The organism is Roseovarius mucosus, assembly GCF_002080415.1.
Classification (GTDB): domain Bacteria; phylum Pseudomonadota; class Alphaproteobacteria; order Rhodobacterales; family Rhodobacteraceae; genus Roseovarius; species Roseovarius mucosus_A.
The window spans coordinates 1,100,872-1,112,821 of the sequence record NZ_CP020474.1; the positions used below are offsets into that span (position 1 = coordinate 1,100,872).

General features: G+C 64.4%; 13 protein-coding genes. 6 read left to right on the forward strand and 7 right to left on the reverse strand.

The genetic code is table 11. The annotated features are described in order from the left end of the window. Positions 1-9 precede the first annotated feature (9 nt). The 4 genes from bfr to hemP are packed head-to-tail and all read right to left on the reverse strand — an operon-like array spanning position 10 to position 1,388. Complete coding sequence (bfr, locus tag ROSMUCSMR3_RS05345; RefSeq protein ID WP_008280575.1) at positions 10-495, reverse strand: bacterioferritin; 486 nt, start codon at positions 493-495, stop codon at positions 10-12. Continuing rightward, on the reverse strand, positions 443-736 hold the full coding sequence (locus tag ROSMUCSMR3_RS05350; protein WP_008280576.1) for a (2Fe-2S)-binding protein: 294 nt from the start codon (positions 734-736) through the stop codon (positions 443-445). The genes bfr and ROSMUCSMR3_RS05350 overlap by 53 nt, the downstream gene beginning before the upstream one ends. A 20-nt stretch (positions 737-756) precedes the next feature. Further along, positions 757-1,227 (reverse strand): hypothetical protein, encoded by a 471-nt coding sequence (locus ROSMUCSMR3_RS05355; protein ID WP_081506672.1) that lies wholly within the window; start codon positions 1,225-1,227, stop codon positions 757-759. Continuing rightward, positions 1,224-1,388 (reverse strand): hemin uptake protein HemP, encoded by a 165-nt coding sequence (gene hemP, locus ROSMUCSMR3_RS05360; RefSeq protein ID WP_008280579.1) that lies wholly within the window; start codon positions 1,386-1,388, stop codon positions 1,224-1,226. The genes ROSMUCSMR3_RS05355 and hemP overlap by 4 nt, the downstream gene beginning before the upstream one ends. Positions 1,389-1,659: 271 nt before the next feature. On the opposite strand from hemP, the gene ROSMUCSMR3_RS05365 reads away from it, so the two are divergent. After that, a complete protein-coding gene (locus ROSMUCSMR3_RS05365; protein WP_081508555.1) occupies positions 1,660-2,073 on the forward strand; it encodes a DUF1178 family protein in 414 nt (137 codons plus the stop codon). 15 nt (positions 2,074-2,088) lie between these two features. Continuing rightward, entirely contained in the window at positions 2,089-2,736 is a 648-nt protein-coding gene (locus ROSMUCSMR3_RS05370) for an SDR family oxidoreductase (RefSeq protein ID WP_081506673.1), read from the forward strand. A 4-nt stretch (positions 2,737-2,740) separates the two neighbouring features. Here ROSMUCSMR3_RS05370 and ROSMUCSMR3_RS05375 read toward each other — a convergent pair whose 3' ends face one another. Continuing rightward, on the reverse strand, positions 2,741-3,154 hold the full coding sequence (locus ROSMUCSMR3_RS05375; RefSeq protein WP_081506674.1) for a VOC family protein: 414 nt from the start codon (positions 3,152-3,154) through the stop codon (positions 2,741-2,743). Between the two features lie 84 nt (positions 3,155-3,238). On the opposite strand from ROSMUCSMR3_RS05375, the gene ROSMUCSMR3_RS05380 reads away from it, so the two are divergent. The 3 genes from ROSMUCSMR3_RS05380 (at position 3,239) to ROSMUCSMR3_RS05390 (ending at position 8,949) form a co-directional block, all read left to right on the forward strand. Then, positions 3,239-4,519, forward strand: a complete 1,281-nt coding sequence (locus tag ROSMUCSMR3_RS05380) for an O-acetylhomoserine aminocarboxypropyltransferase/cysteine synthase family protein (protein ID WP_037297460.1) — start codon at positions 3,239-3,241, stop codon at positions 4,517-4,519. Positions 4,520-4,635: 116 nt separating this feature from the next. Then, a complete protein-coding gene (locus ROSMUCSMR3_RS05385; RefSeq protein ID WP_081506675.1) occupies positions 4,636-7,023 on the forward strand; it encodes a hypothetical protein in 2,388 nt (795 codons plus the stop codon). Positions 7,024-7,050: 27 nt separating this feature from the next. Continuing rightward, entirely contained in the window at positions 7,051-8,949 is a 1,899-nt protein-coding gene (locus ROSMUCSMR3_RS05390; protein ID WP_081506676.1) for a monovalent cation:proton antiporter-2 (CPA2) family protein, read from the forward strand. 12 nt (positions 8,950-8,961) lie between these two features. Here ROSMUCSMR3_RS05390 and ROSMUCSMR3_RS05395 read toward each other — a convergent pair whose 3' ends face one another. Then, complete coding sequence (locus tag ROSMUCSMR3_RS05395; RefSeq protein WP_081506677.1) at positions 8,962-10,050, reverse strand: DUF2235 domain-containing protein; 1,089 nt, start codon at positions 10,048-10,050, stop codon at positions 8,962-8,964. A 118-nt stretch (positions 10,051-10,168) separates the two neighbouring features. Beyond that, positions 10,169-11,299, reverse strand: coding sequence for a type III PLP-dependent enzyme (locus ROSMUCSMR3_RS05400; protein ID WP_081506678.1), 1,131 nt, complete (start codon positions 11,297-11,299; stop codon positions 10,169-10,171). Positions 11,300-11,413: 114 nt separating this feature from the next. On the opposite strand from ROSMUCSMR3_RS05400, the gene ROSMUCSMR3_RS05405 reads away from it, so the two are divergent. After that, complete coding sequence (locus ROSMUCSMR3_RS05405) at positions 11,414-11,848, forward strand: Lrp/AsnC family transcriptional regulator (RefSeq protein WP_008280588.1); 435 nt, start codon at positions 11,414-11,416, stop codon at positions 11,846-11,848. The last annotated feature ends 102 nt before the right edge of the window (positions 11,849-11,950 follow it).

Consider the following 11,950-nt stretch of genomic DNA (forward strand, 5'->3'; position numbering starts at 1 on the left):
GTCCTCTATTTACGCACCCTCATCCGCCGGGCTTGCGTTGAGCAGGCCGTAGCGTTCGGCCCCCAACTGGTCATAGAGGTCGATCTGGGTTTCGAGAAAGTCGATATGGCCCTCTTCATCTGTGATCAGCTCTTCAAAGAGGTTTTTGGACACGTAATCCGCCACGCTTTCGCAATGGCCGCGCGCCTCGATATAGAGGGTGCGGGCGTCGTGTTCGGCGGCAAGATCTGCCTCGAGCGTTTCGCGCAGGTTTTGCCCGATACGCAGCGAGTCGAGTTTTTGCAGGTTGGGATGCCCCCCCAAAAAGATGATCCGTTCGATCAGCTTGTCGGCGTGCTGCATCTCTTCGATGCTTTCGGCGCGGGATTTGGCGGCGATACGGCCATAGCCCCAATCCTCTTGCAGCCGGTAGTGGAGCCAATACTGACTGACAGCGGTCAGTTCACTCCGCAGAGCCTGATTGAGATAGTCGATGACCTTGGCGTCGCCCTTCATGTGGTTCTCCCTGTGTGGATGCGCGGCGGAGGCCGCGCAGGTGCATGGGTATGCTCAGGCTATCGGCCTGACGCATGGTGTCAACAAAGAGCGGCAAACATCCGCCGCAATCGGCGCGCTTTCCCAGCGCGCGGTAGATCTTGCCGGGGGTGATCAGCGTCTCGGCATCCGCCGCGCGCATCCAGTCCATCGCGCGGTGAATGTCGGCGTCGGTGATGGCCATGCAATGACAGATGATCATCGGTTCAGTCCCTTTTACGGCTAGTGACGTGTTGCGCTGGCAGGTTCGGGGATGCGCGACTGCGGTGCGCGCAGCGCTGCGCGGTGCAGGCAGAGGCCCAAGCGCGCCGCCGCATCCGTGAGAGGCAGGATGGCGCGCGGTTGCACCAGAATACTGGCCAGAAGAAGCGCATCTTCGCGGTCGCCCAAGGCCGCCTCTTGGACAAAGCGGGCAAAGGCGGCCTCGTCCAGCCCGACACAGGTGCAGTTGGGCGCATGACAGCGCAGCGGGCGGCGGATATGCGGGCCCAACACCTCGGTCAGGTCCTGCAACGCCTCGAACGCGGCGAGCGCCATCGGTTCGGCCATGCGATCACACAGGAGCGCATGGGCGCGCAGCGCGCCGCCCGCGTTCCAGGCGCGCAGCGCGGCCACGGTCAGACCGTTCAGCCCGTCCAACTGTGCCATCTGGTCCACCGGCATCTGGCCGGTCAGGTCGCGCGCGTGTTTCATTTGGTCAGGATCAGTTTGCCCGCGCGGGTGATGCGCAGGGTGTAGATTTGCCCGTCGAGCACGATAAGCGCGGTATTGGCACCATTGGTGAGGGCGCGCGCATCGTGGCAGGGGGCCTCGGCCACCAAAGCGGGATCGGATTTGGTCTGAGCGCGGATCATGCGAAGGCCCTCGCCGGGCTGGTATGAAGAAGTGACATGGTGTTTCGGTCCTTTGTTACAGGGTGGCCGGGCTGACCGCAGGACCGGGCTGGCTTGGCCCCTCTTTTCTGACTTAAACAATCAGGTATGTCAATTCCGATTCTTTTCGTAGGCTTTAATCATGCGCCGCGTGCCCGGTTGGCCCCCCGCGCTTGGGCTGCAAGATCAAAAGCATAGCTTGAAATTCCCGGCGGGCGGCGTAACTATCGGCGGCGATGCGATGGACCGGGAAATGATCAAGTTCACCCTCAGATGCGCGGATAAGCACGAGTTCGACAGTTGGTTTCAATCCGCTGCCGCCTTTGACAAGCTGCAGGGAGCGGGCATGGTGACATGCGCCGTATGTGGCGGCACTGAGGTGCAAAAGGCGTTGATGGCCCCCAGCCTGCATACTGCGCCCGACAAGGTGCCTGCCCCGGCCCCAACCCCAGAAGAACAGGCGCTGGCGCAGCTCAAACGGCAGATCGAACAGAATTCAGAATATGTTGGCCTTAATTTCGCGCGGGAGGCGCGCGAGATGCATGATGGGCTGGCCCCGGAACGCGCCATTTATGGCGAGGCGAAACCCGAAGAGGCGCGCAAGCTGATCGAGGATGGCGTGCCTGTGGCCCCCCTGCCCTTTGTGCCGCGCCGCAAATCCAACTGACCGAAAGGCCCCGTCATGCATATCCTCATCACCGGTGCCAATCGTGGCATCGGGCGCGCCCTCGCCGATCATTACCGCCAAGCGGGCCATGAGGTGACTGCCACGGCGCGCAGACCGTCGGAGGGGGAGTTGGCGCTGGATGTGACCGATCCCGCCTCTTGTGCGGCACTTGCCGCGCGGCTGGGCGGTCGGGCGGTGGACCTTTTGATCTGCAATGCGGGCGTATACCTCGACAAGGGGCAGGCATTGGCAGAGGGCTATGCGGCGCAGATGTGGGCCGACACCTTTGCCACCAATGTAACGGGCGTGTTTCTGACCGTGCAGGCGTTTCTGCCGCATCTGCGGGCGGGCAAGGGCGCGAAAATCGCGATCATTTCCAGCCAGATGGCCAGCCACACCCGCGCGCCGGGGGGCAGCTATATCTATCGGGCGTCCAAGGCGGCGGCGCTCAATCTCGGGCGCAATCTGGCCAGTGACCTTGCGGGCGATGGCATTGCCGTGGGCATCTATCACCCCGGTTGGGTGCGCACCGAGATGGGCGGCGATTCGGCGGAGATTTCGGTAGAAGAGGCCACGTCCGGGCTTGTGGCACGGTTCGCGGCGCTGGATTTGGCATCAACGGGGTGTTTTCAAACCTGGGACGGGCGCGACCACCCCTATTGAAGCGTCAGGCGGCAAAGACCGTCGTCATATCGGCAAAGCCCTTGAGTTCCACCGGATTGCCCGAAGGATCACGGAAGAACATCGTCCATTGCTCGCCCGGCTGCCCCTCGAACCGGACCGAGGGGGGGAGGACGAAATCGACCGCCGCCGCCGTTAACCGCTCGGCCACACCGCGCCAGATGTCGAGCGGCAGCACCACGCCGAAATGCGGCATCGGCACCATGTGATCGCCGACCTTGCCGGTGGCTTGTGTGGCAAAGGGCGTGCCCAGATGCAGGCTGAGTTGATGGCCGAAGAAATCGAAATCGACCCATGTCTCGGTGGAGCGCCCTTCGATGCCGCCCAAGAGCCCGCCGTAAAAGGCGCGCGCCTCACCCAGATCGGTTACATTGATTGCCAGATGAAAGGGATGTGCCATATCATGTCTCCTCATGCCCGTTGCATGGCACCTAGCGATGCCTTAACCGGGTTTGCAAGGTATATGACGCGGGAGGACGCTGAAATGACATACGGATTCGACACGTTGCAGGTACATGCGGGCGCGCGGCCCGATCCGGCCACAGGCGCGCGGCAGGTGCCGATTTACCAGACCACGGCCTATGTGTTTCGCGATGCCGATCACGCGGCGGCGCTGTTTAACCTGCAAGAGGTGGGGTATATCTATTCGCGCCTGACCAATCCCACGGTCGCCGCGCTGCAAGAGCGGGTGGCCACGCTAGAGGGGGGCGCGGGCGCAGTCTGTTGTTCTTCGGGCCACGCGGCGCAGATCATGGCGCTGTTTCCGCTGATGGGTCCGGGGTTGAATGTGGTGGTCTCGACGCGGCTTTATGGCGGCTCGATCACGCAATTCAGCCAGACGATCAAGCGGTTTGGCTGGTCGGCCAAGTTTGTTGATTTCGACGATCTGGGGGCCATTGAGGCCGCGATTGACGACAATACCCGCGCGGTGTTCTGCGAATCCATTGCCAATCCGGGCGGCTATATCACCGATCTCGATGCGGTGGCGGCGGTGGCCGACAAGGCGGGTCTGCCGCTTATTGTCGATAACACCTCGGCCACGCCGTATCTCTGCCGTCCGATCGAACATGGGGCGACATTGGTCGTGCATTCGATGACCAAGTTCCTGACCGGCAATGGCACGGTCACGGGCGGTGTGGTGGTTGATTCGGGCAATTTCAATTGGTCCGCGTCGGACAAGTTCCCGTCCCTTTCGGCCCCGGAACCCGCCTATCACGGGCTCAAGTTCCACGAGACCTTTGGCCCCTTGGCGTTCACCTTTCACGGCATTGCCATCGGGCTGCGCGATCTGGGCATGACGCTCAATCCGCAGGCGGCGCATTACACGCTGATGGGGATCGAAACGCTGTCCTTGCGCATGGCGCGGCATGTCGAGAACGCGGAAAAGGTGGCGGCCTGGCTGGAAGGGCATCCGGCGGTTGAGGCTGTGACCTATGCGGGTCTCAAATCTTCGCCCTGGCATGACAGGGTGGCGCGGATTTGCCCCAAGGGGGCGGGCGGGCTGTTCACCGTGGCGCTCAAGGGGGGCTATGGTGCCTGTCTCAAGCTGGTGGATAGCCTTAACCTCTTTAGCCATGTTGCCAATCTGGGTGATACACGGTCGTTGATCATTCATTCCGCCTCGACCACGCATCGGCAGCTTACGCCCGAGCAACAGACCGCCGCCGGGGCCGCGCCCAATGTGGTGCGGATTTCCATCGGAATCGAGGATGCCAAAGACATCATCGCCGATCTGGAGCAGGCGCTGGCCAAGGCGAGTGCATAATCGGCCTTGCGCCGGGGCTCGACCGGATGGTTGGCCTCGGCGCGAAGCTGCTGTAGGATGGGGGGATCGAGAACAAGGACTCCCGCCGATGTCGGACGAGTGTTAAAGCGTTCCCCATGAAACCGAATTTTGCCCTGTCCCTTTCGTTTGAAGGCATCGGCCTTTTGCACCGCGCGGGCAGCGCGGGCTGGCATCTTGTCGGCGATGTGCCGCTTGATGCGGAGGATTTGGCGGGGGAACTGGCGGCGCTTAGGGCCAAGGCGGCGCTGCTTGACCCGTCGGGATTGTCCACCAAGCTGATCATTCCGGACGAGCAGATCAAATACATGGATCTGCCCGCCACAAGCGCGCCCGACGGGGATTATGACCGGGCCGCCGCCGAAGCCTTGGAAGGGGCGACGCCCTATCACATTGATGATCTGGTCTATGACTGGAGCGTGGAGGACGGGCGGCTTTATATCGCCGCCGTGGCAAGCGAGACCTTGGACGAGGCTGAGGCCTTTGCCGCTGAGCATCGGTTCAACCCGGTGAGCTTTGTCGCGCGGCCGCAATCAGATCGCTTTGCGGGCGAGCCGTTCTTTGGAGCGGCGGCGCAGGCGCGGGGCGTGGACCGCGACGAAGCGCCGGTGCGTATTCTGGGCAGCGCGCGCCTGCCCGAGGCACCACCGCCGGTGGAGAGCGTGGCCAGTGCCGCGCCAGTCATCGCGCCTGCGGCGGACGCGGCTGCGGCCACACCCAAGGCCCCGAACACCGCTCCCGTGCCTGCCCCTGCTCCTGCCCCTGCGCCGCCCGCGGCCCCGGACAAGCCCGCGGCCCCTGCGCTCAAGGCTGAACCGGACCTGCCGGCGCTGTCGTTTTCCAGCGTCCGGGCCGAGCGGGGAGCGCCGATTGCCGGGGCACCCAAGCTGGAAGGTGCCGCGCGGATCACACCGCTGCCTGATACCGCCCCTGCCCCAGAGTTGCCGCGACCGGGCGCTGCGCCGCTTTTGACCGGCGGGGCCAATCCGGCGCTGACCGATCTGGCCGCCGCAAGCCTTGCGCCCGAAGCGGCAAAGGGAGCGGGCCTGGCCGGGCTGCTTGCGCGCCGGGACAAGACGACGGCCCCTGAGCGGGTTGTGGCCAAGCCTGCGGATGAGGCGGAGCGTCTGACGGTGTTTGGCGCACGCAGCCAGCCCACAGCACGTGGCAAGCCCCGGTTTCTGGGGCTGATCCTGACCGCGCTTTTGCTGCTCTTACTGGTGGGCGTGGCGGCGTGGTCGACGATCTTTGGCGGAAGCGATCCGGCAGAGATTTCGGTTGAGAGCGCGCCTGAAATCGCGCTGACGCCACCGATTGAGGCGGAGCCGGAAATCGCCGTTGGGGTTGAAGCAGAGACCGTACCGGAGATTATCCCCCCCGAAGCAGAGGCAGAGCCAGAGGCAGTTGCGACCACGCCACCGCCCCCCGAAGACTTGACGCCGGATGAGATGATGGCGCGCTATGCCGCCACGGGCATCTGGCCATTGGCCCCCGAGCCGCCCGCGCAGGCGGATACTACCGATCTGGATGAGTTTTACCTGACCTCGATTGACGAGGCCGTAAACTTTCAGGATGCCGTGGCCCTTCCCCCGGCGTCTGAGACCGTGCTTGACCGTCGCCCCGAGACCCCGGCCGCGCCCGCGCCGCCGGGCACGCAATTCACACGTGATGCACGCGGCTTTGTGCAGGCCACGCCAGAGGGTGCGCTGACGCCTGACGGTATCTTGGTGCGGGCCGGGCCGCCGCCGGTGCGCCCCCCCGAGACCCCTACCCGCGCGCTGCCGGTTCCCGGATTGGAGCAAAGCGCCGAGACCGCCGCCGAGGCGGCGCGACTGGGCGGTATCCGCCCCCGCACCCGCCCCGAGAACCTGATCGAGCAGCAAGAGCGCGGGGCGCTCTCGGGTCTTACACGGTCCGAGCTTGCGTCGCTGCGTCCGCGCCTGCGCCCGCAAGCGGTGATCGAGGCAGCGGCGGCGGCGGCGACCCCGCCGCCCGCCCCAGAGGTGCAGCCCGCCGATATCAGCTCCGCCTCGCTGGCCGCCGCGCTGATCGAGGCCAATCGCGGCTCTGTCGCCGAGAGCCTGCCGCAGGCTGTTGGCACGTCGATCAAGCCCAAGGTGCGGCCACAAGAGCTAGAGCAGGCCGCGCGCGCGCCGCAGCCGGACCGGGCGACGCCGGGCGAGGATGAGGAACCCGAAATCCAGACCGCCGCTGCCGCGCGGGTGGCCCCCAATATTCCCACAACCGCCTCGGTTGCGCGATCGGCCACCGAGGCCAATGCCATCAACCTGCGCAACGTCAATCTGATCGGCGTCTACGGCAGCCCGCAAAGCCGCCGCGCGCTGGTGCGGCTGGCGAATGGTCGGTATCAAAAGGTGCAGGTGGGCGACCGGCTGGATGGGGGGCAGGTTTCAGCCATTGGTGATTCCGAGTTGCGCTATAACAAACGCGGGCGCGACGTGGTGCTGCGCATGCCGAAGGGGTAGGATAATGACCTACGCCCTTATTCGCTGATGGACGGGTTCCTGTTTCAGGCCACGGTTTACCTTGCCGCCACTGTGATCGCCGTGCCGATTGCGGCGCGGTTGGGATTTGGATCGGTGCTGGGCTATCTGGCTGCGGGCATTCTGATCGGGCCGGTTTTCGGGCTGGTGGGCGGGCATGAGACCGCAGAATTGCAGCATGTCGCCGAGTTTGGCGTGGTGATGATGCTGTTTCTCATTGGGCTGGAACTGGAACCCCGCGCGCTTTGGAATATGCGGCACCGCTTGCTGGGTCTGGGCGGATTGCAGATCACCGTGACAACGCTGACGGTGATGGTGGCGGGGCTTTACCTTTTGGGGATGGGATGGAGCGTGGCCTTGGCGGTGGGGTTGATCTTTGCGCTCTCCTCCACGGCCATCGTTTTACAAACCCTGTCGGAAAAGGGGTTGATGCAGACGCAGGGCGGACGATCAGCCTTTTCCGTTCTGCTGACGCAGGATATTGCCGTTATCCCGATGCTGGCGTTTTTGCCGCTTTTGGCCCTGCCCAAGACGCCCGAGATGATCATGGGCGAGCTTTTGTCGCGCGGCGCGCCTGAGGCGGGGCATGGCGCGAGCGGGCCGCATGAGGCGGCGCAAAGCTTCATCGCCTCTTTGCCCGGTTGGGGGGCGACACTGGTCACGATTGCGGCGGTGGCGTCGATTGTGCTGGCGGGGGTTTACCTGACCCGGCCGGTATTCCGCTTTATCCATGGCGCGCGGCTGCGCGAGATGTTCACGGCGATTGCCCTGTTGATCGTGGTGGGGATTTCATTCCTGATGACGCTGGTTGGCCTCTCGCCTGCGTTGGGGGCGTTTCTGGCCGGTGTCGTGCTGGCCAATAGCGAATTCCGACATGAGTTGGAGAGCGATCTTGCCCCCTTCAAAGGGCTGCTGTTGGGGCTGTTCTTCATCACCGTGGGGGCGGGGATCAATTTTACGGTGCTTTTTGGTGCGCCGGTGTTGATCGTGGGATTGGCGCTTGCGGTGATCGTGACCAAAGGGGCAATCCTCTATGTGCTGGGGCGCATTTTTGCGCTGCGCGGGCGCGATCTTTGGCTTTTTACGCTGTCGCTGGCGCAGGCGGGCGAATTTGGCTTTGTTCTCGTGGCCTTTTCGGTGCAGCAGCATGTGCTGCCTGCCGGGTTAAGCGAGGTGATCCTGTTGGTGATCGCGCTGACGATGCTGATCACGCCGCTTCTCTTCATTCTTTATGATGTCCTGTCGCGAAACCTGCGCGAGCGGGGCGAGGCACCGGAGGCCGATACGATTGATCAGACCGGGCCGGTGATCATCGCGGGCATCGGGCGCTTTGGACAGGTGGTTAATCGGCTGGTGCGTTCAAGCGGGTTTGAAACCGTTGTGCTGGATCACGACCTTTTGGCCATCGAGCGGATGCGGCGGTTTGGCGTGCGGGGGTTCTTTGGCGATCCGACGCGGCCTGACCTGTTGCATGCGGCGGGGTTGGCGCGGGCGCGGGTTTTGGTCGCGGCGCTGGATGATCCCGAAGCGACGGTGCGGCTTGTGAGCTTTGCCCGGCGCGAGCGCCCGGACCTGCATATCATCGCCCGCGCCTATGACCGCACGCATGTGTTCCGGCTGTATCAGGCGGGGGCCAATGACATCGTGCGCGAGATGTTTGACAGCTCGTTGCGCGCGGGGCGCTATGTGCTGGAAAACATGGGGCTGACGGAATTCGAGGCTGCGGAGCTGGAAAAGACATTTTACCAGCATGATCGCCAATCGGTGCGGGAATTGGCGGCGCTGTGGGACCCGGCGCGCCCGACCGTGGAAAATGACGCCTATATCACCCGCGCGCGAGAGCTGGAGGCGGAATTGCAGACCATGCTGCTGTCGCAACTGGAAGAGACGGGCGGCCCGAAAGCGTGAGGCGCAGAACGTTCAGGTGCCGCCCTGTTCCTTGACCATGCCGGTCAGGCGCGGGCCGCCCCAACGGCGGGGGGCAAGGCCACCCACGCTTTCGTGCAGACGCTCGGATGGGTCATGCCCCACCACGCGCGGACCGCGCAGCACAAAGATCTTGCCCCAGCCCACCCATGTGCCGACGGAGGGCGCGTTTGCATCCTGCGGAAAGCGCGTGCGCCAGTCTTGGGGTAATGGCAGCGCGCAGCCCTCTAGCCGCTCGAGCATCCAGACCAGCGGGATATTGGCAAGGGGGCGCGCGGCGTGGATGCCGCAGAGTTGCCCACCCACATCCGAATGACAGCCCCGAAACCAGACCTGTTCGACATGGCCGCCAAAATTGGGCGGACAATCCCAGAGGACGGGCGCATAGGCCTTGCGTGTCTCGTCGAGGGCCAGCGCGTGAAAGCCATTCCGCGTGGTGCGCCCGAGGTGATGATTGTGAAAGCCATGCGCGTCGGCGCGATAGCGCCACAGGATCGGGATGCGCAGGCCCAGCGCCTTGACCGTATCCCAGACGCCGATCATCTCGACATGGGTGTCGCCGTAGCAATGGGCGCGGGCAAAGGCCTGTGCGGCGCGGCCCGACGGCGTGCAGCGGTAATGGCGAAAGGCCTGATGCACATTGCGTTCGGTCGCCTCTTCGGCGCGCAAAAGGCCGATGCGGTCGATCACCCCCGCCAGCGAGCGCACCGCATAGGCCCCGCGCGAATAGCCCATCAGGAATATCCGGTCGCCGGGCCGGTAGCGATTGGCGAGATAGCCATAGGCGCGGCGAATTTGGCGATTGATACCGCGCCCCATGACGATATCGCCGGTTGCGCGCCAGTCGCGCCACTGAATCCCCGCCTCGTAATAGAGCGAGAGATTGGCCCCAGACACCTCGCGCAGCAATTTATAGGTGAGGCCAGCGTTGGTTTCATAGCCCGGTGTCAGGCTCGACATGGTGCCATCGAGGATCAGCACATGATTGACCGGGCCGCGCCGGTGGCCAAAGGCCGGATGCCCCGCGCTTGGCCCCGGTCGCAGCCAATCCAGAATGCTTTTGGTCCATCCCCGCCATGACATGACGCACCGCCTTTGCCGCCCGAAAGCGCGCCCATTGCATCACGGGCGCGACCGGGCCTTGGGGTAAGTTTGCGCAGAAATCCGTTGCGATTCCATGAAATTCGGCGTGAGCCGCGCGTTACAGATGCGCCACGGTCACAACGTCGCGCAGGCCGTAGCCGTTGAAATCGGTACTGAGGCAGCGGGTATAGGCGCCCATGCCTGCGATGAGCAGATAATCGCCCTCGGCCAGATCACCGGGCAGGGGCAAGGGATCGGGCAGCCGGTCAATGCTGTCGCAGGTGGGGCCAAAGACCACGCGCGGGTGCGGCGCGCCGGTGCGCGGCGTGCCGTCGGGGGCCAGAACGGTGATCCGGTCGGGCGCGCCGATGTCGCGGATTTCGGTGAGGCCGCCGTAGACGCCATCGTTGACGAAAATCGCGCCGGTCTCGCGCAGCGCCTTGACGCGCACGGCAAGGCTGAACGCCTCGGCCACCATGGCGCGGCCCGGTTCGCACACCAGCGCCGGGGCATCCGCGCCAAAGACGCGGGCGACCTCGGCCCCGATATGGGTGAAGATTGCGCCAAGGTTCGGCATGGTCCCGGTGCGATGCGACGCAAAGCCGCCGCCCACATTGAGCCGCGCGAGACGCACGCCAGCGCTGCGCGCCACCTCGGCCACAACGCCGATATAAGCGCCCCATGCGACCGGGTCGGCGCATTGCGTGCCGGGATGAAAGGTCATTGACGGGGTAAAGCCACGGTCTGCGACCACGCGCAGCAACTCTGCCGCGCGCTCTGGCCCGACGCCGAACTTGGCCCCGAAATCATAGGCAGCCCCCCGCACCGGCAGGGCAAGCCGCACGGTGATTTCGGCATCCGGTGCAATCCGCCCCGTCAGCTTGTCCAATTCGCGCATGTCGTCGATGGAATAGGACCGCGCGCCCATGTGCGCCGCGACCTCGATCTCGGGGACAGAGCGCACGGGGTTGTTGTAATGCAGCACGGCAGCCGGGCAAACGCTGCGCACGGCGCGCATTTCCTCGGGGCTGGCCACGTCAAAGGCGGTGATGCCCGCCGCCACCAGATTGGCCAGCACCTCGGCCCCCGGATTGGCCTTGACCGCATAGGTCACAAGGCCCGGAAACCCGGCCTGAAAGGCCTGTGCGGTGGCTTGCAATTGGTCGGGCGAGAAATAGAGCAACGCCGCATCGGGGGTTTGGCGCATCAGATGCGCGCGCGGATCGGACCAAGGGGCGGCGTTTTTCATGGGCATACCTCAATCTGCTGCGTGTTTTCTTTGAGTGTGCTGCGAAATCTCGTCGATTCAGGGCGGCGTTTCGTATAGATTGCAGGAAATTTTCGTCGTATTGACGGAGGCACAATGCAAACCGACGAAACTGATCGCGCGCTGATCGCGCTCTTGCAGGAAAACGCCCGCCTGCCGGTGGCGACATTGGCGCGCCGTCTGGGTCTGGCGCGGACCACGGTGCAGGCGCGGCTGGAGCGCTTGGAAAACGCCGGGATCATTACGGGCTATAGCGTGCGGCTGAGCCAGAGCGCCCGCCCTGCCCTGCGCGCCACCGCGCTTGTCAGTATCGAGCCGCGCTCTGGCCCTGCGGTGTTGGCGCGGCTCAAATCCTTGCCGCAGGTGCGGCGGGTGCATACCACCTCGGGGCGGTTCGACCTTATTGTGACGCTGGAGGCCGAGACCACCGAGGCGCTGGATGAAACGCTGGACCGGATCGGCGAGGCCAAGGGCGTGCGCGGATCAGAGAGCCTTATTCACCTGAGCACGAAACTTGACCGGGGCGCGTGAGGCGCGGCCGGGATTTGCGTATTTGCGGAACGGTGAAACCGGGGGCGGGTCGATTTTCCCGCACCGCGCCTTTTCCTTTGCCGTCACATTCGCTAGAGCAGG